At 70.1% G+C, this 24324-nt stretch carries 24 protein-coding genes and 1 tRNA gene; 14 read left to right on the forward strand and 11 right to left on the reverse strand.

Going from position 1 to position 24324, the window contains the following annotated elements; all coding sequences use genetic code 11:
* Window positions 1–40: 40 nt before the first annotated feature.
* The 4 genes from FZO89_RS14885 to FZO89_RS14900 are packed head-to-tail and all read right to left on the reverse strand — an operon-like array spanning window position 41 to window position 4239.
* Window positions 41–1057: a zinc-binding alcohol dehydrogenase family protein gene (locus FZO89_RS14885; protein ID WP_149104629.1), complete on the reverse strand. Its 1017-nt coding sequence runs from the start codon at window positions 1055–1057 to the stop codon at window positions 41–43.
* Window positions 1058–1062: 5 nt separating this feature from the next.
* Entirely contained in the window at window positions 1063–1929 is an 867-nt protein-coding gene (locus tag FZO89_RS14890) for a PhzF family phenazine biosynthesis protein (protein WP_222928157.1), read from the reverse strand.
* Window positions 1930–1952: 23 nt separating this feature from the next.
* Window positions 1953–3008: an aldo/keto reductase gene (locus tag FZO89_RS14895; protein WP_149104238.1), complete on the reverse strand. Its 1056-nt coding sequence runs from the start codon at window positions 3006–3008 to the stop codon at window positions 1953–1955.
* Between the two features lie 25 nt (window positions 3009–3033).
* Complete coding sequence (locus tag FZO89_RS14900) at window positions 3034–4239, reverse strand: MFS transporter (protein ID WP_149104239.1); 1206 nt, start codon at window positions 4237–4239, stop codon at window positions 3034–3036.
* 95 nt (window positions 4240–4334) lie between these two features.
* Here FZO89_RS14900 and FZO89_RS14905 point away from each other — a divergent pair, with 95 nt between their 5' ends.
* The 4 genes from FZO89_RS14905 (at window position 4335) to cgtA (ending at window position 7407) form a co-directional block, all read left to right on the forward strand.
* Window positions 4335–5282, forward strand: a complete 948-nt coding sequence (locus tag FZO89_RS14905; RefSeq protein WP_149104240.1) for a LysR family transcriptional regulator — start codon at window positions 4335–4337, stop codon at window positions 5280–5282.
* Between the two features lie 89 nt (window positions 5283–5371).
* A complete protein-coding gene (rplU, locus tag FZO89_RS14910) occupies window positions 5372–5692 on the forward strand; it encodes a 50S ribosomal protein L21 (RefSeq protein WP_149104241.1) in 321 nt (106 codons plus the stop codon).
* A 12-nt stretch (window positions 5693–5704) separates the two neighbouring features.
* A complete protein-coding gene (gene rpmA, locus FZO89_RS14915; protein WP_149104242.1) occupies window positions 5705–5965 on the forward strand; it encodes a 50S ribosomal protein L27 in 261 nt (86 codons plus the stop codon).
* A gap of 350 nt (window positions 5966–6315) precedes the next feature.
* Complete coding sequence (gene cgtA, locus FZO89_RS14920; RefSeq protein ID WP_149104243.1) at window positions 6316–7407, forward strand: Obg family GTPase CgtA; 1092 nt, start codon at window positions 6316–6318, stop codon at window positions 7405–7407.
* Window positions 7408–7636: 229 nt separating this feature from the next.
* On the opposite strand, the gene rpsT is transcribed toward cgtA, so the two are convergent.
* Window positions 7637–7906 (reverse strand): 30S ribosomal protein S20, encoded by a 270-nt coding sequence (rpsT, locus tag FZO89_RS14925; RefSeq protein WP_149104244.1) that lies wholly within the window; start codon window positions 7904–7906, stop codon window positions 7637–7639.
* A 185-nt stretch (window positions 7907–8091) separates the two neighbouring features.
* Between rpsT and murJ the strand changes: the two genes are divergently transcribed.
* The 9 genes from murJ (at window position 8092) to ispH (ending at window position 19797) form a co-directional block, all read left to right on the forward strand.
* Window positions 8092–9708 carry a murein biosynthesis integral membrane protein MurJ gene (gene murJ, locus FZO89_RS14930; protein ID WP_149104630.1) on the forward strand — a complete coding sequence of 539 codons (1617 nt, stop codon included), beginning with the start codon at window positions 8092–8094 and terminating at the stop codon, window positions 9706–9708.
* A gap of 114 nt (window positions 9709–9822) precedes the next feature.
* A complete protein-coding gene (locus FZO89_RS14935) occupies window positions 9823–10776 on the forward strand; it encodes a bifunctional riboflavin kinase/FAD synthetase (RefSeq protein ID WP_149104245.1) in 954 nt (317 codons plus the stop codon).
* Between the two features lie 62 nt (window positions 10777–10838).
* Window positions 10839–13619, forward strand: a complete 2781-nt coding sequence (ileS, locus tag FZO89_RS14940; protein ID WP_222928167.1) for an isoleucine--tRNA ligase — start codon at window positions 10839–10841, stop codon at window positions 13617–13619.
* A gap of 85 nt (window positions 13620–13704) precedes the next feature.
* A complete protein-coding gene (gene lspA, locus FZO89_RS14945; protein WP_149104247.1) occupies window positions 13705–14214 on the forward strand; it encodes a signal peptidase II in 510 nt (169 codons plus the stop codon).
* A 100-nt stretch (window positions 14215–14314) separates the two neighbouring features.
* Window positions 14315–16501 carry a TonB-dependent siderophore receptor gene (locus FZO89_RS14950; protein ID WP_149104248.1) on the forward strand — a complete coding sequence of 729 codons (2187 nt, stop codon included), beginning with the start codon at window positions 14315–14317 and terminating at the stop codon, window positions 16499–16501.
* Between the two features lie 55 nt (window positions 16502–16556).
* The gene (locus tag FZO89_RS14955) at window positions 16557–16889 is read left to right on the forward strand and encodes a DUF3649 domain-containing protein (RefSeq protein WP_222928158.1); all 333 of its coding nucleotides are present in this window, start codon (window positions 16557–16559) and stop codon (window positions 16887–16889) included.
* 25 nt (window positions 16890–16914) lie between these two features.
* Window positions 16915–18477: a PepSY-associated TM helix domain-containing protein gene (locus FZO89_RS14960; RefSeq protein ID WP_187471208.1), complete on the forward strand. Its 1563-nt coding sequence runs from the start codon at window positions 16915–16917 to the stop codon at window positions 18475–18477.
* A 1-nt stretch (window position 18478) separates the two neighbouring features.
* Complete coding sequence (locus FZO89_RS14965) at window positions 18479–18745, forward strand: hypothetical protein (protein WP_149104250.1); 267 nt, start codon at window positions 18479–18481, stop codon at window positions 18743–18745.
* A 101-nt stretch (window positions 18746–18846) separates the two neighbouring features.
* Window positions 18847–19797, forward strand: a complete 951-nt coding sequence (gene ispH / locus FZO89_RS14970) for a 4-hydroxy-3-methylbut-2-enyl diphosphate reductase (RefSeq protein WP_149104251.1) — start codon at window positions 18847–18849, stop codon at window positions 19795–19797.
* A 186-nt stretch (window positions 19798–19983) separates the two neighbouring features.
* Here the strand turns inward: ispH and FZO89_RS14975 are convergent, their stop codons facing one another.
* From FZO89_RS14975 to FZO89_RS14990, 4 genes are read right to left on the reverse strand one after another with little or no spacing between them, the layout of a single operon-like run.
* Window positions 19984–20208 (reverse strand): hypothetical protein, encoded by a 225-nt coding sequence (locus tag FZO89_RS14975; RefSeq protein WP_149104252.1) that lies wholly within the window; start codon window positions 20206–20208, stop codon window positions 19984–19986.
* Between the two features lie 18 nt (window positions 20209–20226).
* Window positions 20227–20493 carry a hypothetical protein gene (locus tag FZO89_RS14980; protein ID WP_262378729.1) on the reverse strand — a complete coding sequence of 89 codons (267 nt, stop codon included), beginning with the start codon at window positions 20491–20493 and terminating at the stop codon, window positions 20227–20229.
* Window positions 20494–20504: 11 nt separating this feature from the next.
* Window positions 20505–20807 carry a YkgJ family cysteine cluster protein gene (locus FZO89_RS14985; RefSeq protein ID WP_149104633.1) on the reverse strand — a complete coding sequence of 101 codons (303 nt, stop codon included), beginning with the start codon at window positions 20805–20807 and terminating at the stop codon, window positions 20505–20507.
* Window positions 20808–20818: 11 nt separating this feature from the next.
* The gene (locus FZO89_RS14990) at window positions 20819–21481 is read right to left on the reverse strand and encodes a class I SAM-dependent methyltransferase (RefSeq protein ID WP_149104253.1); all 663 of its coding nucleotides are present in this window, start codon (window positions 21479–21481) and stop codon (window positions 20819–20821) included.
* A gap of 213 nt (window positions 21482–21694) precedes the next feature.
* On the opposite strand from FZO89_RS14990, the gene FZO89_RS14995 reads away from it, so the two are divergent.
* Window positions 21695–21961 carry a hypothetical protein gene (locus FZO89_RS14995; RefSeq protein WP_149104254.1) on the forward strand — a complete coding sequence of 89 codons (267 nt, stop codon included), beginning with the start codon at window positions 21695–21697 and terminating at the stop codon, window positions 21959–21961.
* A gap of 223 nt (window positions 21962–22184) precedes the next feature.
* On the opposite strand, the gene FZO89_RS15000 is transcribed toward FZO89_RS14995, so the two are convergent.
* Window positions 22185–22260 (reverse strand) — tRNA-Thr (locus tag FZO89_RS15000).
* Window positions 22261–22466: 206 nt separating this feature from the next.
* Window positions 22467–24164 carry a GMC oxidoreductase gene (locus FZO89_RS15005; protein WP_149104255.1) on the reverse strand — a complete coding sequence of 566 codons (1698 nt, stop codon included), beginning with the start codon at window positions 24162–24164 and terminating at the stop codon, window positions 22467–22469.
* Window positions 24165–24324: the final 160 nt, after the last annotated feature.

Below are 24324 nucleotides of genomic sequence, written 5' to 3' on the forward strand. Positions count from 1 at the left end.
GTAACCGGGCGAAGCGTCGCGTGCGTTGCGTGCCGCCACGCTACCAGCCCGCCAGCGCCAGTTTGCCGATGCTGCGACCGGACTCGAGCCGGCGATGGGCCTCGCGCAGGTTGGCGGCGTCGATCGGCGACAGCGTTTCGCGCAGCGTGCCGCGCAGCCGGCCGGCGTCGACCAGCCCGGCCACGCGCGCGAGGATGCGCCCCTGCTCGTCCATGTCGGCGGTGCGGAAACGCGGCCGCGCGAACATCATTTCCCAGTGGATGCCGATGCACTTGGCCTTGTAGGGGTCGCCGATCTTCAGCGCGCCGGCGGGTTCCACGATCAGGCCGACGTGGCCCTGCGGTGCGAGCAGCTCGCCCAGCTGCGTCCAGTAGCGGTCGGTGTCGGCGAGATTGAGCGCGGCATCGACCTGCGCGAAGCCGAGTGCCTGCAGCTGCGGCGCGAGCGCATGCCGGTGGTCGATCACGTGGTCGGCGCCGAGTTCGCCGCACCAGGCGATGGTGGCGTCGCGCGATGCGGTGGCGATGACGGTGAAACCCGCCAGCTTCGCCAGCTGGATCGCGATCGAACCGACGCCGCCCGCGCCGCCGATCACCAGCAGCGACCTGCCCGCGCCCCCTCCGTCGATCGCGTAGGGCATGCGTTCGAACAGCAGTTCCCAGGCGGTGATCGCCGTCAACGGCAGCGCCGCGGCTTCGGCGAAATCGAGCGAAGCAGGCTTGCGCGCGACGATGCGTTCGTCGACCAGTTGGAACTGCGCATTGCTGCCCGGGCGGGTGATGTCGCCGGCGTAGTAGACCGCGTCGCCGGGACGGAACAGGGCGACATCCGGCCCGACGGCCTCGACCACGCCGGCCGCGTCGTAGCCGAGCACCTTCGGCTGGGACTCGACCTGGGGCTTCGGCGCGCGCACCTTGGTGTCCACGGGGTTGACCGAGACGGCTTCCACCCGGACCAGCAGGTCGCGTGCACCGGGGACCGGCCGGTCCAGTTCGACGTCGACCAGCGCCCCGGGATCGTCGACGGGCAGGTAGCGGGTCAGGGCGACGGCTTTCATGGCGCTCACGGGGACTCTCCTGGCGGTGATGCATCCGGGATGGCAACGGCATGGCCGGAGACGGCAATTCCTCCGTCGGCCGGGACGTCGACCTGGATGCGGCCGGGTCGACCCATCGCCTCGCCTTGATACACCGTCAGGCGGGCGGGCGCGGAAAGCAGCCCGGCATCGCGCAGGTAACCTCCCAGCGCGGCGGCCGCGGCGCCGGTCGCCGGGTCCTCGACCACACCGCCGACGGGAAACGGATTGCGTGCGTGGAACACCGTCCCGCTCTCGCGCCACACCAGCTGCAGCGTGGTCAGGCCGTCGGCCAGCATCGCGGCCTTGAGCCGCGCGAAGTCGTAGTCCAGCGCAGCCAGTCGCCCGGCGTCCCTGGCCGCGAGGACCAGGTGCCACGCGCCGGCGTAGGCGCGCGCGGGGGGAAGCGCCGGGTCGAGTTCATCCTCGCGCCAGCCGATCGCGGCCAACGCCTCGAGCAGCAGCGGGCGCGGCGCCGGTTCGTGGCGCGGGGCGACGGACACCAGGGTGGCCATGCGCGCGCCATCGTGCGTCGAAACGGTCACCGCGACCTCACCCGCCGCGGTCGCGAACACATGGCCACCGTCGCCGTCCTGCTCGCCCAGCGCGACGCCGGCGGCGATCGTGGCATGGCCGCAGAACGGGACCTCGGCTTCCGGGCTGAAGTAGCGCACCGGCCGCCGGCCATCGGCACCCGGGGCGGCGACGAAGGCGGTTTCGGAATCGCCGACCTGCGCGGCGATGCGCTGCATGTCGGCCGGGGCGGGCAGCGCCTCGCCAAGCCAGACGCCGGCAGGGTTGCCGCCGGCAGGCGTGCGCGAGAAGGCTGCGTAGCGAAGGGGTCGGGGTGTCACGGGAAGGCCCTCGTGCATGGCGTTCAGGAGGTGGCCTCGCCTTGCGCGGCCACTGGCGGTGGGGCGAGTTCGGAAAACATGCCGTTCCAGTATGGATAGTAGGGATACGGTGGCGTGACGTGGCTGGCGGCATCCAGGAGGGCGATCTGTTGCGGCGACAGCGACCAGCCGGCCGCGCCGAGGTTCTGTTCGAGCTGCTCCCCGTTGCGCGCACCGATCAGCACGGTCGCCACCGTGGGCCGCTGCAGCAGCCAGTTCAGCGCCACCTGCGGCACGCTCCTGCCGGTTTCCCCGGCGACGGCATCGAGTGCGTCGACGACGCGGTACAGCCGTTCCTCGTCGACCGGCGGCGCGAACGCCGCGGTCTCGTGCAGGCGGCTGCCCTCGGGCAGCGGTTGTCCGCGCCGGATCTTCCCCGTCAGCCGTCCCCAGCCCAGCGGGCTCCAGACCACCGCGCCCACGCCCTGGTCGAGCCCCAGCGGCATCAGTTCCCATTCGTAGTCGCGGCCGATCAGCGAATAATAGGCCTGGTGCGCGACGTGGCGCGCATAGCCGCGCCGGTCGGCGATCGCCAGTGACTTCATCAGCTGCCAGCCGGAAAAATTGGACGCGCCGAGATAGCGGATCTTGCCGGCGCGCACCAGTCCGTCGAGCGTGTACAGGGTTTCCTCGACCGGCGTATGTGCGTCGAAGGCATGCAGTTGCAACAGGTCGATGTAGTCGGTGCCGAGCCGCCCCAGTGACGCATCGATCGCCTTGAGCAGCCGTGAGCGCGATGCGCCGGCGTCGTTCGGGCCGTCGCCGAGCCGCAGCGAGGTCTTGGTCGACACGATGACCTGGTCGCGCCGACCCTTGATCGCCGCGCCGAGGATCGATTCGGACGCACCGTCCGAGTACACATCGGCGGTGTCGAAGAAGTTGACGCCCGCGTCGAGGGCGATGTCGATCAGCCGGGTCGCCTCGGCCACACCGGTGTCGCCCCAGGCCGAGAACAGAGGGCCCTTGCCGCCGAACGTGCCGACGCCGAAGCCGAGCGCCGAGACTTTCAGTCCCGATGCGCCGAGGAAGCGGTATTCCATGGAAGCTCTCCTTGATGAAAGGGAATCAGGCCGCGTTCGCGCACACGGGTGGGTTCGCGCGCTCGCGCTTGCCGCCGATCGCAAACCAGGCCACCGCGAACGCGGATGCAGGCACGAGCGCGGCGACCCAGGGCAGCGCGGTGAAGCCAAGGCCTTGCGAGATCACCACGCCGCCCAGCCATGCCCCCGACGCGTTGCCGAGGTTGAACGCCCCGATGTTGAGGCTGGAAGCCAGGCTCGCCGCGCCGTCGGCTTTCTGCAGCACCCAGAGTTGCAGCGGCGAGACCGTGGCGAATGCAGTTGCGCCGAGCAGGCCGGTGAACACCACCATGCCCACCTGGCTGTGGAGGACGAACGTCATCAGGCCCATGACCAGCGACAGCGCCGCCAGCGTGCCCAGCAGTGCAGCGGCGAGGCGCTTGTCGGCAAGGCGACCGCCGAGCAGGTTGCCGACGATCATGCCGACACCGAACACCAGCAGGATCGGCGACACGGCTGCGTCGGCGAATCCGGTCACCTGGGTCAGCAGCGGCTGGATGTAGGTGTAGACGGTGAACATGCCGCCGAAGCCGAGCACCGTCATCAACAGGCCCAACAGCACCTGTGGGCGGGCGATGATGCGGATCTCTTCACGCAGGGCGAGCGGGGTGGGCGCGCTGCGATCGGCGGGGACCAGCGTGGCGATCACCACGGTGGCGAGGATGCCGATGGCGGTCACGGCCCAGAACGTCGCGCGCCAGCCGTATTCCAGTCCGAGCCAGGCGCCCGCGGGCACGCCGAGCAGGGTGGCGACGGTGAGGCCGGTGAACATGATCGAGATCGCCGACGCCTTGCGGTCCTCGCCGACCAGTCCGGTGGCGACCACCGCGCCGACACCGAAGAACGTGCCGTGCGCCAGCGCGGTCGCGACGCGCGCAACCATCAGCCATTCGTACCCGGGGGCCAGCGCGCAGGCGAGGTTGCCGAGCGTGAACAGCACCATTAGCGCGACCAGCACCGCCTTGCGCGGCAGGCGGCCGCTGGCCGCGGTCAGCAAGGGGGCGCCGACGAAGACACCCAGTGCATAGCCGGAGATCAGCATCCCGGCTGCGGCGATGGACACCTGCAGGTCCGCCGAGACCTGCATCAGCAGCCCCATGATTACGAATTCCGTGGTGCCGATGCCGAAGGCGCCGGCGGTCAGGGCGTAGAGCGCCAGCGGCATGCGGGGGCGCGAAGGCGAAGCGGGCATGGGCGGACCGATCGATGGCAGGCCGCAAGCGTGGTGCTTTCCCCAACTTTAAAAAACAGTGAAAATATCAAATCACTATCAACTGAAGTTTGATAATGGATCGGATCGGCGATGTGGCCCTGTTCCTGCGCGTGCTCGACCTCGGGTCGATCACGGCCGCGGCCCGCAGCCTGGATCTGTCGGCGGCGGTGGCCAGCCAGCGGCTGAAACGGCTGGAGAAGGACCTCGGTGTCCGTCTGCTGCACCGGACGACCCGGCGCCTGCACCCGACCCCGGAAGGCATCGCGCTGGCATCGCAGGGTCGGGCGCTGGTGGAGGAAATCGAGTCGCTCGGCGCCGGGCTGCGTGAAACCGCACGCGAGGTCGCCGGGACATTGCGGGTCACCGCGTCGGCCTCCTTCGGCCGGCAGTACATCTCCCCGCTGCTGCCGGACTTCCTTGCCGCACATCCGCGCCTGCGGGTCAGCCTGGACCTCGACGACCGCGTGACCGACCTGGTCGGCTCCGGTTTCGACCTCGCGATCCGGATCGGCGCGTTGCGCGATTCGACGCTGGTGTCCAGGCAGTTGGCGGTCAACCGCCGGGTCCTGTGCGCGTCGCCGGACTACCTGCGGCGGCGCGGGGTGCCGCGGGTGCCGGCCGATCTGGCGGCGCACGATTGCGTGCTGCTGACCGGCCGCGACGGGCGCCAGCACGGCTGGACCCTGGCCGGCCCCGACGGGCGGCCGCTCGAGGTCAGGGTGGCCGGCCGGTTCGAGAGCAACTACGGCGAAGCCCTGCGGGACGCGGCGGTGGCGGGGCTGGGCATCGCGCTGCATTCCGTGTGGCACGTCCACCAGGACCTGTGCGAAGGCCGGCTGCAGGTCGTGCTGCCCGACCATCCTGTGCCCGCGTCGGGGATCCACGCGGTCATGCCCGAGCGCCGGCTGGTGCCGCCGCGGGTGCGCGTGTTCGTCGACTACCTGGCGGACAGGTTCGCGCCGCCGCCGTGGGAGGTCGCCGCGGAGCGGCAGGGCGGACCCGGCTTGCAGGTAAGTCGCTGAATCCCCTATAATTCCGCTTCTGTCCGCCCTCGATGGCGGCCAGGACCAAGAATAACTACAGAATCAACACCGATATCGAGAGGCTCCACATGTACGCAGTACTGGTCACCGGCGGTAAGCAATATCGCGTGGCGCAGGGCGAAACGCTCCGCGTCGAGAAGCTCGAGGCCGAAGCCGGCAACGAGATCACGTTCGACAACGTGCTGATGCTGGGCGACAGCGACGGCATCAAGGTCGGCGATGCGCTCAAGGGCGCCAGCGTCACCGCGAAGGTCGTGGCCCACGGCCGCGCCGACAAGGTCCGCATCATCAAGTTCCGCCGCCGCAAGCACCACATGAAGCGGCAGGGACATCGCCAGCATTACACCGAAATCGAGATCACCGGCATCGCCGGTGGCGACAAGAAATAAGGAGCAGCAGCCATGGCACACAAGAAGGGCGTAGGTTCCTCGCGCAACGGCCGCGACTCCAACCCGAAATACCTGGGCGTCAAGATCTTCGGCGGCCAGGCGATCGACGCCGGCAATATCATCGTCCGCCAGCGCGGCACCCAGTTCCATCCGGGTCCGGGCGTGGGTCTGGGCCGCGATCACACGCTGTTCGCGCTGGTCGACGGCAAGGTGGAGTTCTCGGTGAAGGGACCGAAGAAGCGCCGCACCGTCAGTGTGGTTGCCGAAGCGTAAGCCTCGCGCCGCACCGAGCGAAGGCCCCGCCGCGTGCGGGGCTTTTTCGTTTGGGATTGGATGGGAAGCGGGTGGGAAGCGGATGTCCGCGATCCCGAGGGGCTCGCCTTCGACGTCGAGCTGGCCTTCGACGTCGAGCTGATCGCGATGACCTGGGAGGTGTCATCCCGAGCGTAGCGAGGGATCCGGTGTCCGGTCGCCGCGAAGCGGGATCCCTCGCTGCGCTCGGGATGACAACCCGTTAGGCTTCCCGTTCCCCGTTCCCCGTTCCCCGTTCCCCGTTCCCCGCGCCGCGCCTGCTTCTCCAGACGCCAGTTGTTCCGAATCCCCATTCCCGAATCCCCATTCCCATGAAGTTGGTCGACGAAGCTGAAATCACCGTCACCGCCGGCAACGGCGGCAACGGCTGCGTGGGCTTCCGCCGCGAGAAGTTCATCCCGATGGGCGGACCGGACGGCGGCGACGGCGGCGATGGCGGCAGCGTGTGGCTCGAAGCCGACGAGAACCTCAACACCCTCGTCGACTTCCGCCACCAGAAGCAGTTCCGCGCACAGCGTGGCGAGAACGGCATGGGCCGGCAGATGTACGGCAAGGGTGGGCAGGACGTGGTGATCGCGGTTCCCGTCGGTACCGTCGTCCACAACGTCGACACCGACGAGGTCATCGGCGACCTCACCGCCCACGGCGAGCGCCTGCTGGTGGCGCGCGGCGGCAAGGGCGGGCTCGGCAACATGCACTTCAAGAGCTCGACCAACCGCTCGCCGCGGCAGTCGACGCCGGGCACGGCGGGCGAGGAGCGCACCCTGCGGCTGGAGTTGAAGCTGCTGGCCGACGTCGGCCTGCTGGGTTTCCCCAACGCCGGCAAGAGCACCCTGATCCGCGCGGTCTCGGCGGCCACGCCGAAGGTCGCCGACTATCCGTTCACCACGCTGTACCCCAACCTGGGGGTGGTGAGCGTGGAGCCGGCGCGCAGCTTCGTGATCGCCGACATCCCCGGGCTGATCGAGGGCGCGGCCGACGGCGCCGGCCTGGGCGCGCTGTTCCTGCGCCATATCCAGCGCACACGGCTGCTGCTGCACCTGGTGGAGATCGAGCCGCTCGACGGCGGTGACGCGGTCGAACAGATCCGCACCATCGAGCGCGAGTTGGAGAAATTCGACGCCGGCCTGCTCGAGAAGCCGCGCTGGCTGCTGCTCAACAAGGCCGACCTGATCCCGGCCGACGACGCGCGCGAACTCGGCGAGCGGATCGTGTCCGCGCTCGGCTGGACCGCGCCGTGGTTCATCGTCTCCGGCCTGGCGCATACCGGCACGCGCGAGGTGATGATGAAGGTGCAGGCGCACCTGGACGAGATGGATCGCGAGGCGCGCGAAGCGAGGGAGTCTGTGCAGCCAGGCGGGCCGGGCGATCCGAGCGAGGCGGATTCTTCCGATGCGGGTTGATGGCGCCGTAAAGGCGGCCTCCCGGCATCCGGCGCGCCGGCGGAAACTCCCTTTGTCATTTCGACCGCAGGGAGAACTCTGTTGTCCGACGCCGGGGAAAGAGATTTCTCCCTGCGGTCGAAATGACAGGGGTGACCTTTCGTGGTTCCCCGGATCGGGACTGGCTGGGGAATCAACAAAAAACCCGGCTCTCGCCGGGTTTTTCGAAGCGACCGCTCTGAAGCGCGGATCAGGCGGCCTTGAGCGCCTTGATGCGGGCGGTCAGGCGGCTCTTGTGGCGCGAGGCCTTGTTCTTGTGGATCAGGCCGCGCGAGCTGAACCGGTCGAGCAGCGGCTGGGCGACGGCGAAGGCGGCTTCGGCGCCGGCGGCGTCGTTGGCGTCGAGCGCCTTGATCACCTTCTTGACGGCGGTGCGCAGCTGCGAGCGCTGGGCCGTGTTGCGCGCGTTGCGCACGACGGTCTGCTTGGCGCGCTTCTTGGCGGACTTGATGTTGGCCACGGTGGGATCCTGGAATCTGGTATGGAATTGAACGTCGAATACCGGCGACGGCCGGGCTTCGGGAAAACGGAGCCGGAAATTATGGAGGTTCCAGGCAATCGGGTCAACCAGGCGGCCGGTCGGCGGATTTCCGGATGAGCGAGCCGGATCCGACCCTCCCCCCCGGGCAAGGGGCGGCCGTGCCGGTGCGCCGCGCCGGGCTGCTGCGCTCGACCGCGGTGTTCAGCGCCATGACCTTCATCTCGCGGATCTCCGGGCTGGTCCGCGACCAGGTCTACGCCGCCGTATTCGGCGCCAATCCGGCGATGGACGCCTTCCTGGTGGCCTTCCGCATCCCCAACTTCCTGCGCCGGCTCTCCGCGGAGGGATCGTTCGCGATGGCCTTCGTCCCGGTGCTGTCCGAGTACCGGGAGCGCCGCGACCACGCGGCGGTGAAGGAACTGGTCGACCGCGTCGCCGGCACCCTGCTGGCGGTGCTGCTGGTGCTGACCGCGGCCGCGGTGCTGGCCGCGCCCTGGGTGATGCGCGTGTTCGCCCCCGGCTTCGACGCCGACGGCGAGCAGGGGCGGCTCGCCTCGGACATGCTGCGCATCACCTTTCCCTACCTGCTGTTCATCTCCATGGCCTCGCTCGCCGGGGGAGTGCTGAACAGCTACCAGCGGTTCGCCGTGCCGGCGCTGTCGCCGGTGCTGCTGAACATCTCGATGATCACCGCCGCGCTGGCGCTGGCGCCGCGGATGGACCAGCCGGTGATGGCGCTGGCGTGGGGCGTGCTGGCGGCCGGCGTGCTGCAGTTCGCCTTCCACCTGCCGTCGCTGGCGCGGCTGGGGCTGCTGCCGCGCCCGCGCTGGGGTGCGGCGCACGAGGGCGTGCGGCGGGTGATGCGGCTGATGGTGCCGACCCTGTTCGGCTCGTCGGTCGCGCAGCTCAACCTGCTGCTGAACACCGTGGTCGCCTCGATGCTGGTCGGCGGCAGCGTGACCTGGCTGTACCTCGGCGACCGCCTGCTCGAGTTCCCGCTGGGCATGTTCGGCGTGGCCATCGGCGCGGTGATCCTGCCGCACCTGTCGCGGCGCCACGCCGCGGCCGACCCCGAGGGCTACTCGAAGGCGCTGGACTGGGGCCTGCGGCTGTGCCTGATGATCGCGGTCCCGGCCTGCCTGGGGCTGATGCTGTGCGCCGAGCCGCTGGTGGCGACCCTGTTCCAGCATGGCCGCTTCACCGCCCACGACACGCAGATGGCGCGGCTGACCGTGGTGGCGCTGTCGACCGCGCTGCCCGCCTTCCTGCTGGTGAAGGTGCTGGCCCCGGCCTTCTACGCGCGCCAGGACACGCGCACGCCGGTCAAGGCGGGGGTGTTGGCGGTGGTCGTGAACGTGGTCGCCACGGTGCTGTTCCTGGCGCTGGCGCTGGCGTGCACGGAAGCCGGGCGCGAAGCCTGGGCGCAGGGCGGCGGGCAGGTGCGCGCGGCGTTGAAGGCGCTGCCGGGCGCCCATGCCTGCCTGGCGCTCGCCACGGCAGCCGCCGGCTGGACCAATGCGCTGCAGCTGTGGTGGTACCTGCGGCGGGCGGGGGTCTACCGCACCGAACCGGGCTGGGGCCGCTTCGCGCGCCAACTGCTGGTGGCGAGTGCGGCGATGGTGGCGGTGGTGGTGGCCCTGCTCGCGATCTGGGACGACTGGAGCGCGTGGCACTGGACCGAACGCGCCTGGAAGCTGGCGCTGGTCGTGGGCCCCGCGGCGCTGGTCTATGCCGGCGCGTTGTGGGCACAGGGCATCCGTCCGCGCCACCTGCGGCACTGAGGACATGGAAACGCGCCGCCGCGGGCGTGCCGGCGCGCCGCACCGCTATACTTTTCGCGCGCAATCTTGCGTCCGGGCCGCCCCATGCGCCGCCGGACACCCAACCGAGCATCCATGAGCAGGCTGTTCCGCGACGTCGACGGCGGGCCGTTGTGCCCCAACGGCAGTGTGGTCTGCATCGGCGCCTTCGACGGCCTCCACCTGGGCCATCGCGCGCTGGTGCGGCATGCGGTCGACCGTGCGCGCACGCTCGGCGTGGCGGCGGTGGCGCTGAGTTTCGAGCCGCTGCCGCGCGAGTTCTTCGCGCCCGCCAATCCGCCGCCGCGATTGAGCCTGGCGCGGGCGAAGTTCGAGGGGCTGCGCGATCTGGGTGCCGACGTGGTCGGCCTGCTGCGCTTCGGCGACCGTCTCGCGGCAATGTCGCCCGAGGCGTTCGTCGAGCGCGTGCTGGCGCACAGGCTGCGGGCGCGCGAGGTGTGGGTGGGGCCGGAGTTCCGCTTCGGTCACCGGCGGGCGGGCGACATCCATGTGCTGCAGGGCGAGGGTGCGCGCCACGGCTTCGTCGCCGGCGAGATCGAACCGCTGCTGCACGAGGGCGAGCGCGTGTCGAGCACGCGCATCCGCCAGGCGCTGGTGGCGGGCGATTTCGACGTCGCCGCGCGCCTGCTCGGCAAGCCCTACGCCGTCTCGGGCCGGGTGGTGCGCGGACGCCAGCTGGGCCGCACGCTCGGCTATCCCACGGCCAACCTGCGCTTCGGCGGCAAGGTGCCGGCGCTGCGCGGGATCTACGCTACCCGCGTGCACGGCGTGGCCGAGGTGCCGTGGCCGTCGGTGTCGAGCTTCGGCACGCGTCCGACGGTGGGTGGCGTCGAGCCGCTGCTCGAGGCGCACCTGTTCGATTTCGACGAGGACGTCTACGGGCGCCGGATCGAAGTCGAGTTCGTCGCGCGCCTGCGCGACGAGGAGAAATTCCCGGACCTGCCGACCCTGGTCGCGCAGATGCACCGCGATGCCGCCCAGGCGCGTCGCCTCCTGCAACAGCACACCCCACGGCGGGCCACTGCGTGACCGAAACCGACGACAGCCAGCGCTACAAGTCCACGATCCTGCTGCCCGCGACGGAATTCCCGATGCGCGGCGACCTGCCCAGGCGCGAGCCGGGCATCCTCGAGCGCTGGGAGGACGAAGGCCTGTACGCGCAATTGCGCGAGAACGCGAAAGGCCGCCCGCTGTTCGTGCTGCACGACGGCCCGCCGTACGCCAACGGTGCGATCCACCTCGGCCATGCGGTCAACAAGATCCTCAAGGACATCATCGTCAAGTCGAAGTACCTCGCCGGCTTCGACGCGCCCTACGTGCCGGGCTGGGACTGCCACGGCCTGCCGATCGAGATCGCGATCGAGAAGAAGTGGGGCAAGGTCGGGGTGAAGCTCGATGCGGTGGAATTCCGGCAGAAGTGCCGCGAGTACGCGCAGTCGCAGATCGAACTGCAGCGCAAGGACTTCAAGCGCCTGGGCGTGCTGGGCGACTGGGACAATCCGTACAAGACGCTCGATTTCCGCTTCGAGGCGAACGAGATCCGCGCGCTGGCGAAGATCGTCGACAACGGCCACCTGACGCGCGGCGTGAAGCCGGTGCACTGGTGCTTCGACTGCGGCTCGGCGCTGGCCGAGGCCGAGATCGAGTACGCCGACAAGGTCTCGCCGGCGGTCGACGTGGCCTACGCCGCGCGCAGTCCGCAGGCGGTGGCGCGCAAGTTCGGCGTCGAGGTGCCGGAGGACGTCGAGGTGGCGGTGCCGATCTGGACCACCACCCCGTGGACGCTGCCGGCCTCGCTGGCGATCTCGCTGGGCGGCGAACTGGAGTACGCGCTGGTCGAAGGCCCGGCGCGCGACGGCAAGCGCCGCTGGCTGGTGCTGGCCGACGCGCTGGCCGAACGCGCGCTGCAGCGCTATGGCGTGGACGACGCCGTGGTGCTGGGGCGCGTGAAGGGAGAAGCGCTGGAAAGCCTGCTGTTCGCGCATCCGTTCTACGACGGGCGCGACATTCCGATCCTGCTCGGCGACCACGTGTCGGCCGAGGAGGGCACGGGCGCCGTGCACACAGCGCCCGGGCATGGCCAGGAGGACTATGCGGTCGCGCGCCAGTACGGGCTGATCGACCGGTACTCCGCGGCGCAGCTCAATCCGGTCGATGGCCGCGGCGTCTACCTGCCGTCGACGCCGGCCGCGCACGGCACCGAACTGGCGGGCCTGCACATCTGGAAGGCGAACGACACCATCGTCGAGGTGCTGCGGCGCGACGGCACGCTGCTCGCCTTCAGCCGGTTCGAACACAGCTATCCGCACTGCTGGCGCCACAAGACCCCGATCGCGTTCCGGGCCACGCCGCAGTGGTTCATCTCGATGGACCAGGCCGAGCTGCGTGCCGATGCGCTGGCCGCGATCGAGACCGTGCGCTGGTATCCGGCATGGGGCAAGGCGCGCATCGCCGGCATGGTGGAAGGCCGGCCGGACTGGACCATCTCGCGCCAGCGTACCTGGGGCGTGCCGATCGCGTTGTTCGTGCACCGCGAAACCGGCGAACCGCATCCGAGCAGCACCGAACTGATGCGCGCGGTGGCCGACCGCGTCGAACGCGAAGGCGTGGACGTCTGGTACACGCTGGATGCGGGTGAATTGCTGGGCGATGAAGCAGGCGATTACGACAGGATCACCGACATCCTCGACGTCTGGTTCGATTCGGGCGTGACCCACGAGGGCGTGCTGCTCGAGCGCGGCCTCGGCAAGCCGGCCGACCTGTACCTGGAAGGCTCGGACCAGCACCGCGGCTGGTTCCAGTCGTCGCTGCTGACCGGCATCGCCATCGACAAGGCCGCGCCCTACCGCCAGTGCCTCACCCATGGCTTCACCGTGGACGAGCATGGCCGCAAGATGTCCAAGTCGCTCGGCAACGGCATCGAGCCGCAGGACATCATGAAGACCCTGGGCGCGGACATCCTGCGCCTGTGGATCGCCAGCGCCGACTACAGCAACGAGATGTCGTTGTCGCAGGAGATCCTCAAGCGCAACGCCGATGCCTACCGTCGCCTGCGCAACACCGCGCGCTTCCTGCTCGGCAACCTGCACGGTTTCGACCCGGTGCGCGACCTGCGTCCGCTCGACGACATGGTCGCGCTCGACCGCTGGATCGTGCACCGCGCCTGGGAGGTGCAGGAGAAGATCAAGGCGGCCTACGGGCGCTACGACTTCGCCGAGATCGTGCAGGCGTTGCTGAACTTCTGCAGCGTCGACCTGGGTTCGCTCTACCTCGACGTGACCAAGGACCGCCTCTACACCATGGGCGAGGATTCGCGCGGTCGGCGCAGCGCGCAGAGCGCGATGTACCGGATCAGCGAGGCGTTCGTGCGCTGGATCGCGCCGGTGCTGAGCTTCACCGCAGACGAGCTGTGGGGCTACCTGCCGGGCGATCGCAAGGCCAACGTGCTGTTCGAGACCTGGTACGAGGGCCTGGCGCCGTTGCCGGCGGAGGCGCCGCTGGGCGCGCACGATTTCGACCGGCTGCTGGCGCTGCGCGAACAGGTGTCCAAGGTGCTCGAGCCGATGCGCGCCAGCGGCGAGATCGGCGCCGCGCTGGAGGCGGAGATCGAACTGCATGCCGGTACCGCCGACCACATCCGCGTCGCGCCGCTGGTCGACGAGCTGCGCTTCCTGCTGATCAGCGGCGACGTCACCGTGCTGCCGTTCGACGGCGAGGGCTCGCGCATCGTCGCCACGCGAACCAGGAAGGCCAAGTGCGTGCGCTGCTGGCAGCATCGCGGCGACGTCGGCAGCCATGCGACGCATCCGCAACTGTGCGGGCGCTGCGTGTCGAACATCGAAGGCCCGGGCGAGGACAGGACGTGGTTCTAGCGCACCAGGCCAGCCCAGGCCCGCGGCCCGTTGCCGCCGCGGCGATCGTCCCGCGTGCCTGCGCATGCGCCCACAGGACCGAGACATGACCCTTCCAAGACCCAATGCGCTGGCATGGCTGGCCGTCTCCGCCCTCGTCATCGCGCTCGACCAGCTGAGCAAGTGGTGGGTGCTCACCAGCCTGCCCGAATACACGCCGATCCCGGTGATCGAGGGTTTCTGGAACTGGTACCGCACCTACAACACCGGCGCGGCCTTCAGCTTCCTCGCCGGGGCGGGGGGCTGGCAGAAGTGGTTCTTCACCGTGCTCGGCGTCGGCATCAGCGGACTGCTGGCGTTCTGGCTGTCGCGGACGCCGCGCCACGACTGGCGCACGGCGCTGCCGTTCGCGCTGGTGATCGGCGGTGCGCTGGGCAACATCATCGACCGCCAGGTGCATGGCCACGTGGTCGACTTCATCCAGTGGCACTGGAACGACTACTACTGGCCCGCGTTCAACATCGCCGACTGCGCGGTGGTGGGCGGTGCGATCGGGATCGCGCTGTTCGGGTTGCTGGGCGCCCGGCAGGATTCGGGTCGCCCTCGCGGGGAGTGACTGTTCTCGGATGCATTTGCAGGCGTTAATGAATCTCATTACGCTATAGGGGTCCGGCGGCGCATGCGGCCGGCCCCCACCTCCACCGAGAACGACCTGCATGTCCCAGTTCCACGAAGGGCTGCGCGCCAGCGCGCCCAAGGCCCGCCGGCTGGCGCTGGCCTGTGCCCTGGCGCTCGCCACCGGCGCCCTGCCGGCCCTGGCCGCCAACGACACCAGTCCGGCGCCCGATGCCGCGGCGTCCGCCGATGTCGCGCTCGCCGATCCGACCACCCTTGACCGGCTCGAAGTGAAGGGCACGCGCGAGGCCGGGTACGTCGCGCCGGCGTCCAGCGCCGGCACCGGCCTGGTGCTGACCCCGCGCGAGACCCCGCAGTCGGTCAGCGTGCTCACGCGCGACCAGCTCGACGACTTCGGCCTGGACAACCTCAACGATGCGCTCGAGTCGACCACCGGCATCGTCGTCGAGCGGGTCGAGACCAGCCGCACCTACTACACCGCGCGCGGCTTCGACATCACCAACTTCCAGTTCGACGGGCTCGGCGTACCGCTGCCCTACGGCATCCAGAACGGCGACGTCGACACCGCCATGTTCGATCGCATCGAAGTACTGCGCGGCGCCAACGGCCTGATGTCGGGTACGGGCAACCCGTCGGCCACGGTCAATTTCGTGCGCAAGCGCCCGGGCGACGCCTTCGAAGGCGCGGCGCACGCGACCTTCGGCAGCTGGGACCGCAAGCGCGTCGACGCCGACCTGTCCGGACCGCTCGGCAGCGGCGCGGTGCGCGGGCGCGTGGTCGGCGCGTACGAGGACGGCGACAGCTACCTCGACCGTTATTCGCTGCAGAAGTCTGTCGTCTACGGCGTGCTGGAGGCCGATCTGGCCGCGAACACCCTGCTGACGGCGGGGCTTTCTCGCCAGGACAACAACGCGGACAGTCCGCTGTGGGGCGCGCTGCCGCTCTACTACAGCGACGGCACGCCGACGGACTACGACGCCGGCACCAGCACCGCCGCCGACTGGTCGTACTGGGACACGCGCGATACGCGCAGCTTCGTCGAACTCGAGCACGCCTTCGGCAACGGCTGGAACCTGCGCGCGGCGATCAACCACCACGAGAAGGTCGAGGACGCGGAGATCTTCTACGTCTACGGCGTACCCGACCGCGAGACCGGCCTGGGCCTGTTCTCCTACCCGTCGGCCTACAACAACACGGTACGCGCCCTGCATGCCGACGTACGTGCCACCGGCGCGATGCAACTGGGTGGACGCAGTCACGAACTCGTCGTCGGCGCCAGCTGGGCGGACAGCAACGTGCGCGAAGTGTCGTGGTACGGCGGCGACATCGGCACCGCGTTGCCGCCGCTGGAGCAGTTCGACGGCAGCTATCCGAAGCCGGCGTTCGACCTGTTCTCCGATGGCTCGGACTTCGACTTCCGCCGCGACACGGTCTACGCCAACGTGCGCTGGAACCTGGCCGACACGTTCCGGCTGACCACCGGGGCCAACCATTCGAAGGTGCGGATGGACGGCGTCGGCTACGGCACCCCGAAATCGACCGATGCCTCGAAGACCACGCCCTTCGTCGGTGCGGTCTGGGACTTCGCGCAGGCCTACTCGCTGTACGCGGCCTACGGCGGCATCTTCGCCCAGCAGACCGAGCTCGACGAGAGCGGCTCGCCGCTGGATCCGATCGAGGGGCGCAACGTCGAAGCCGGCATCAAGGGCGAATGGTTCGATGGACGCCTGAACGCATCGGCATCGGCGTTCCGCGTGCGCCAGGACAACCTCGCGCTGGCGATCGGATTCGATCCCGACACCGGGCGCTCGATCTACGAAGGGCAGGACGCGCAGTCGGAGGGGATCGAGCTCGAGGTCGCCGGCGAGCTTGGCCAGATCTGGTCGCTGTCGGCGGGATGGACCCGGCTCGACATCGAGGATGCTGCGGGCGAAGACGCCCGCAGCTACGTGCCGCGATCGATGCTGCGCGCGTCCGCGGTCGCGCGGATCGCCGCGGTGCCCGGCCTGCGGGTCGGCGGATCGCTGCGCTGGCAGGACGACATCCATCGCGAGGCGTTCCTGGCCGACGGCGAGGCGATCGGGATCCGCCAGGAGAGCTATGCGGTGCTCGGCCTGATGGCGGGCTACCGGGCCGGCAACGGCTGGGAAGCGAGTCTGAACCTCGACAACCTCACCGACGAGAAGTACATCGCCAGCCTGTACTGGGAGCAGGGCTACTACGCCACGCCGCGCAGTGCGTCGCTGACCATCGGCTACCGGTTCTGACCGGGGCGGGCCCGTAACAGCGGGCGCATCGCTGCGCACGGACACAGGAAACACCATGACGACCCAGGCCGCGACCCAGGCATCCCCGAAACCTCCGACCACCCGCTGGCGCCATGCCGGCGAGGTGCTGTTGCGCACGCTGGCCGCCGTGTTCGGCGGCTACTTCCTCGCCCACGCGTTCTCCGCGATGTCGGCCTCGGTGCTGCCATTCGCGCGGCCCGACCGCGTGGTGGCCGGTGCGCTGCTGGCCTTTCCGGTCTGGTGCGCGGCGGCGGTGTACGCGTTCGGCGCGCGCGACTGGAAGCGCGCCGTCGGGTTCCCGCTGTTGCTGGCGCTGGCCATGCTCGGCCTGGCGGCATCGCTCGCGGAACAGGCGGTGCGTCCATGAACCCGGTCGCGCGGAGGGGATGCCGATGAAGAACTCGCTGCGCCAGGCGATGGCCTGGCTCCACACCTGGTCCGGCCTGCTCGCGGGCTGGCTGCTGTTCGTGATCTTCGTCGGCGGCACCATCGCCTGCTTCGACCGCGAGCTCGACGACTGGGCACGACCGTCGCTGCACGATCTGTCCGGCCCGCAGCCGACCCGGTTCGACGCCGCGTTCGCGCGCGTGCGCGAGCAGGCGCCCGATGCGCACGTGTGGTGGGCGCACGTGTCGGGCGAACGCAAGCGCGGGATGGAGGCGTTCTGGTTCAACGACGACGGCAGCGAAGGCCACGTGCTGCTCGACCCGCGAGACGGAGGAGAGATCGCGGCCTCCGGGCCGGGCCAGTTCTTCTTCGAACTGCATTACGACCTGCATGCCGGGCTGTGGGGCATGTACCTGGTCGGCTTCACCGGGATGCTGATGATGGTGGCGCTGGTGGCGGGCGTGATCACCCACAAGAAGATCTTCAGGGACTTCTTCATGCTGCGCTGGCGCGGCGGCGGCCAGCGCGGCTGGCTCGACGGTCACAACCTGGCCGGCGTGCTGGGCCTGCCGTTCCACCTGATGATCGCGTACACCGGCGTTGCGATCTTCGCCGCCAGCTACATCTTCGGCGGCACCCAGGCCGCGTACGGCGGCGACGTCGAGAAGTTCTACGAAGAGGCCGGCGGCTTCTACGAGCGACCCGAGCTCGGCAGGCCGCTCGAATCGCTGCATTCGGTCGATGCCCTGGTCGCCGACGCGCAGCGGCGCATGGGCGTGCCGGTCGACTGGGCCTCGATCCACCATCCGGCCGACGCCAGCGCCCTGATTTCCTTCGGCACCGAGCATTCGCGCCGGGTCGCCTGGGACATGCAGCAGGTGCACTACGACGCCGCCACCGGCGCGTTCGTGCACCAGTCGGCGCCGGCGACCGCCGGCTACGACACCTACGCCTTCCTCGGCGGCCTGCACATGGCCCAGTTCGGCGGCGCGCCGCTGCGCTGGCTGTACTTCGTGCTCGGGCTGGCGGGCTGCGTGATGCTCGCCACCGGGATGCAGGTGTGGGTGCGCAAGCGCGAACAGCGCGTGGCCGCGGCCGGCGTGCTCAGCGGCTACGGCCTGGTGCGCGCGCTGAACGTGGGCGTGGTCGCCGGCATGCCATTCGCCTGCGCGACGATGCTGGTGGCCAACCGCGTGCTGCCGGCGACGCTCGCCGACCGCGCGGGCGCGGAAGTCACGGCTTTCTGCGCCGCCTGGATCACGGTGGCGGCGTGGGGGGCGGTGCGCGAGCGGGCCGGGCGTGGATGGCGCGACCTGTTCGCCGCGACCGCGCTGGCGATGGCCGCGATTCCGCTGGCCAATTTCGCCACCGCGCCGCAAAGTCATCTGTTCGCCACGATCGCGCGTGGCGAGTGGGCGCTGGCGGCGGTCGACCTGGTGGCGATCGGCTTCGCGCTCGCGTTCGGCGCGCTGGCATGGCAGGCGCAGCGCACCCCACGCCGCGCATTGTCGCCGGCGAAGGCGACCCCCGTGGCGGGCGGCGGCATGGCCACCCCGGGAGGCGCCTGAGATGGTCGCGATCGGAACCGTGCTGATCCTGGCCGCCTGGTGGCTGCTGGCGGTCGCGATGTCGCCGGGTGCCGCCACCCGGCGGCGGGCACTGCGCCTGGGCGCCGTCGCGGCGCTCGTCGCGAGCCTGGCCTGCTACGTCGTCGCCATCGGGGTCGAGCAGGGCCCGGTGTTCTGGACCGCCGTGCTGATGCTCGGTGCGCTCGCGGTCGCGCTGCTGCGCGCGATCGCCGGCGAAGACGGCAGCGCCCGACGGGGACGCCGCTGACGTCGCCGCCCGGGCCGGTCGAACGACCGGAACACCCCGCCGCTTGCGACGCGACGCCGCGTTCCAGCGGCATTGGCGACCGGAGCGCTAGAATGCGCGCCATGGACATCGTCCTGGCCAATCCCCGCGGCTTCTGCGCCGGCGTCGACCGCGCGATCGAGATCGTCAAGCGCGCGATCGAGACGCTGGGCGCGCCGATCTACGTGCGCCACGAAGTGGTGCACAACCGCTTCGTGGTCGAAGACCTGAAGCGGCGCGGCGCGATCTTCGTCGAGGAGCTCGACGAGGTGCCGGACGGCAACACCGTGATCTTCAGCGCACACGGGGTGTCGAAGGCCGTGCGGGACGAGGCGGCGCAGCGCGGGCTCAAGGTGTTCGACGCGACCTGCCCACTGGTGACCAAGGTGCATTTCGAGGTCGCGCGCCACTGCCGCGCCGGCCGCGACGTGGTGCTGATCGGCCACGCTGGCCATCCCGAGGTCGAGGGCACGATGGGGCAGTGGAGCGCCGAACGCGGTGCCGGCCGGATCTACCTGGTCGAGGACCTCGAGGACGTGGCCTGGCTCGATCCGGGCCAGCCCATGAACATGGCGTACACCACCCAGACCACGCTGTCGGTGGACGACACCCGCGACATCATCGCCGCGCTGCGCGCGCGTTTCCCGGCGATCCAGGGGCCGAAGCACGACGACATCTGCTACGCCACCCAGAACCGCCAGGACGCCGTGCGCGAACTCGCGCAGCAATGCGACCTGGTGCTGGTGGTGGGCTCGCCGAACAGCTCCAACTCCAACCGCCTGCGCGAGCTGGCCGAGCGCGACGGCGTCGAGGCCTACCTGATCGATGGCGCCGCGGAGATCGATCCGGAGTGGATCGTCGGCCGCCGCCATGTCGGCGTCACCGCCGGCGCGTCGGCGCCGGACGTGCTGGTGCAGGGCGTGCTGGCGCGCCTGCGCGAGCTCGGTGCCGGTCCCGTGCGCGAACTGCACGGGGAACCGGAAAGCATGGTGTTCGCGCTGCCCAAGGAACTGCGGCTGCAGTTGCTCGACTGAGCACCGGTGCGCCACCGGCGCCGCCGGACGGGTCCGGACGATCGTCGCGATCGCCGCAATGCCGCTCCTGTTGCCGCGCGACGGGCCAGCCGATGGCCCGGCGGAAGACGCTGCCCGGGGGCAGGCGTCTGATGGCACGACCGCCGGGACGCGTGCCAACGCCCGGGGATTCCGCGGCCCGTTCCGCTAGGAGGCCGGGCGCCGGTGGATACGCGGCCCGGCCGGTGCCTCTGTCGCGTCCGCTGCCTGCGGAACGTCCGTGGCTCCGGGTTCGGGCGCGGGCGAATCCTGCGGCTCGGGCGTGGATGCCGCTTCGCGCGCTTCGCGCTTGCGCGCGTCCTTCGCGTCCTGCTTCTTCTTCTTGGCCAGCTCGCGCTGGCGCTTCTCGAACGAATAGTTGGGCTTTGCCAAGTGGTTCCTCCTGGGGTCTCAGCGGGTGGGTTTGGCGGGCGCAGTCGCCGCCGGGGGTGAGGCGTCGTCGGCCTCGGGATCGATCTTCTTCAACGAGCGGGTGGTGCCCAGCACCTCGATGTGCCCGCCCGATTCATGGAAGGCCTCCAGGTCGTCGGCGATCCGCTCGCTGGTGAGGGCGGGGCGCTTCTTGCTGTCCCGCTGCGAGAACAGGTGCGTCGTCCTGGACGGCGCGATCGGGGGTGGCGCGGTGCCCGGCGCCCTGGCTTTGGGACTGCGTGGCATGTTGTCTCCGGTCAGTAGAGCCGCAGCGGAATGCCTTGGCGGGTGCGCTCGCTGTAGTCGGCGCGGACTTCGAGGCAGTACGGCCCCGCCATGGCGAACCGGCGGCAGACTTCCGGACGCGTTTCATAACACGAGCAGCACATGCGCGCCGAATCCAGCGCCACGCACCAGCCCTCCTCGTCGCGGGCCATCACGTGCAGGCCGTCCTGGGTGGTGGTCATGTGCAGGGGAACGCGATCCTCGGGCTGCAGCACCACGGTCAGGCGGCAACACACCGCGTCGCATCTCCCGCACAGGGGAGCCTGGTTCTCCATCGTCGAAGCCACTACGGCCGGTTTCCACGGCGATAGTGCAGCAGGCGACCGCGGTGCGGCGGCTCGTCGCCGTCGTTCATCGGGCAGTGCTCCTGTCGCACCTCGAATCCCTGGCTTTCGAGCAGCTTGCTGAAGCGTGCGCTGTTGCCGCGCCCGGGATCGGTGACCACCACCTCCGCCTCGGGCAACGCGTGCCTTTCGACCACGGCCGCGAGCAGTTCGGCGTGGCCGCGCTCGTACAGCACGTCGCTGGCGATGATCGCGTCGAAGCGACCGAGCGCCGGCAGCGGCGTGTCCCAGCGAAGCTCGCGGTAGCGCAGGGCAGGCAGGCTGTTGAGCGCGGCGTTGTAGGCGAGGAAGACCTCGGTGAGCGGATGCGCGTCCGACGCCACGATGTGGGCGCCTCGCTGCTGCAGCACCAGGCTCGCCAGGCCGATGCCGCAGCCGAGTTCCAGCATGCGCTTGCCTTCGATGTCGAAGCGCTGCATGGCCTGCGCCAGCAGGCGGCTGGCCGGCCAGACCTGCCCGAACAGGCTCCATTGCGCGGAGGAGATTCCGATGCGCGCGCTGTGTCCGTCGGGATCGGCGAATTGCTGCGTGTCGCTCAGGACGCGCAGCCGGTACACGTGGCCGCCGATGGCGTGCCTGGTTTCGCGGATCTGGTAACCCGGCATGGGCGCTCCCGCAACGGCGTCGCCACACAGCTTGGGCGGTAACGCGTGGAGACAAGCGCAGCGAGCGACGGCGACGGCGGTCGGACGGGACGCACGAGAAAGCGTTGAACGATGGCCATCTTACGCGAACGGACCTGCGGCTGCCGTGAATGCACGGGCCCGCCCGCGGCCCCGGCTTTGGGCGCATACTCGAAACTCCACCAAGGAGTCCGCATGGCGAACTACCAGATCGCGCTGTTCACGTTCACGCTGTCCGGCGACCGCAGCATCGGGCCGACGGCGTTGACGGAACTGTGGATGCGCGCGTGCGGGACGAGCGATGTCGGCGTCGATCGCAAGGAGTCGCATCGCGAGGGGCGGCCGGTCTACACGCTCTATGCATCCCGGAACCTGGCCGATCTGCAGGGTGTGGAGACACGCCTGCGCACGTTGCTGGAGTCCGCGCACCTGAACGCCTCGATCAGCCCCGTCTACCGTTGACTGCAAGGCGCGACGCGAACGCATCGACGTGATCCCAGGCGGAAGCCGACAAGCATCGCGGTCATGCCGTGCGCCGCCCCGTGGGCGGGTTCGCGCGAAACCGGTTGTGGTCGCGCACATCGACACTGCAGGCGATGCCGATCCGGCTTGCAGGCCCTGGGCACCCGTGCGAGTGCGGCCCGGGCAGCACGCGCGCCCGACCGATCTCGGTGCCGGAACGACTTGGTGCCGGAAATAGGAATCGAACCTACGACCTACGCATTACGAATGCGCCGCTCTACCAACTGAGCTATTCCGGCAAGGGCCGCAAATTCTAGGGGCTGGGGCCGGTGCGGTCAAAGGGAACGGGCAAGGCGTGCGGTCGACCGGCGGCGGGGCGCCTGGGGAGAGACGTTCCCGTCAGCGCAGGAACGACGCGCCGTGGCGTAGCGCGTGGTCCGTCGCAAGCGGGCGGCACCATGTGCCCGCGGGCGCGGGCGACGCCCGGGAGCCCGGCAGGCGAAGCTCACGCCATGCCGGACGGCCAGGAGGTGACCAGGGTCGTCACCATCCCCATCCGGACATGCAACTCGTCGGCCAGGCGCGTCGCCAGGGCGACCACGGTCAGGGTCGGGAAGCTCCAGCCTCCGGTCGGGAACACCGAACTGCCCGCGACGTAGAGGTTGTCGACGCCATGGACCCGGCACTGCGGGTCGACCACGCCGTTGGCGGGGGACGCGGCCATCCGGGTCGTGCCCATGTGGTGCGCCGTGCCGTGCACCGGCGGCGTCGCGCCGGCGTCGCGCAGCCAGTCGGCCGGTTCGAATTCGCACCTGAAGTGCGTGGCCACGTCGCGCGCCATCAGGTCGGCGGCCGTCCGGAGACTGGCCTTGTCGAGTTCGCCCAGTCGCCAGTCCACCTTGACCTTGCGCAGCCCCAGCGCGTCTTGCTGGTCGGACAAGCCGACCCGGCTGTCGCGACTGGGCGCCTGTTCGAAGTAGCCCACCATTTCGATCCGGTCGGTAGCGACCGTCGGGCGCCTGGCCAACCTGCGGCACCCGGCGTGCAGGAGTTGGCCGCCATGCCTGAGGGTGCTCAGCGCGAGCCGGCCCGGGCCCGGGTGTGGCGCGGGCACGGGAAACCGGGCGGGAAGATCCCGGGCCAGTGCATCGAGCAACGCGCGTTCCACCCGCGGGCTTTCGTCGCCCGGATCGACCGGCCTGCGCAACGAGGCCCGCAGGGATCGCAGCGACTGCACGCCCTGCGGCGACGGGCGTTCCACCGCGAACGGCCATGCCCGGGCCGCGAGCAGCCGGTGGGTCCGCTGGGCCTGGTCCGAGAGGCTCAGCTGGCGGTGCGCCCGCGCAGGCGCATGGTCCACCGGCCGGGCGTAGCCCCTGGCCAGCCGGTCCAGTTCGCCACCGTGCAGGGTGCCCAGGCCGCAACGCGGGTGGTCCATGAAATAGCGCCCCACCAGGTCGCGGTCGTTGCCGAGCCCGTTGCGCGCGACCCCGTCGGACAGCAGCAGCAGGCGCGCGTTCTCCAGCCCGCCTGCGGCAAGCACGAAGAAGCGCGCGCTGACCATTCCGCGGCGACCGTCCAGGCTCCCGATCTCCGCGCCGCGAACCGCCGATGCATCTTCGGTCACGTCCAGCCGCATGAGGTTGGCATGCAGCAGCAGTTCCAGGTTGGGCGCGCCACGCAGCAGGTCCAGGTGCGTACTGCCGTAGTCCACCGGACTGATGCGGAACGTCCGGTTGTCCAGGTTGCGGAATGGCGACGCCCGCCCGTCCGCGCCTGGCAGTACGAAGCTGCCATCCTCGATCCCGTGCGGCTCGATCCGGCAGGCCTTGCTTGCGCGCGCATAGTACGGGGCCAGCTCGTTCCAGCCGATCGGCCAGCCGCTGTCGGGCACCCAGTCGCGCGCGACCATCTCGAGCGAACTGAGCGGGATGCAACCACCGCCCCAGAGCCGCGCGGCACCGCCGAAGGCGCGCAGGCGGCTGATTCCGGGGTCGAGCGTGCAGGGGCCGACCGACTCGCCTTCGCTCAGGGCCTGGCTGGCGCGCTCGCTGCGCAGGCCGCCGCTCTCGAGAACGCAGACCTTCCAGCGGGTGTTGGCGAACTCGGCGGCGATGGTGAGGCCGGCCGGGCCGGCCCCGACGATGCACAGGTCCGCATCGAACCTGTCGGGGCAGTCGGGCGTGCGAAAATCCTTGATCATCCGGTCGTCCCTGGATGCCTGCAGCCGGGGGAACCTCCGCCCGAACGTCGCCGGCCGGGCCTCCGGCAGGCTGTCGACCGGATCAGAGGGTGTGTACGTGACCGGGGGCGGAGGCCGGACAGGGCAAGCGGGCCGGCGCCGCCTCGGGGAGGGGCCCGCG

It is taken from the genome of Luteimonas viscosa, from assembly GCF_008244685.1.
Classification (GTDB): domain Bacteria; phylum Pseudomonadota; class Gammaproteobacteria; order Xanthomonadales; family Xanthomonadaceae; genus Luteimonas; species Luteimonas viscosa.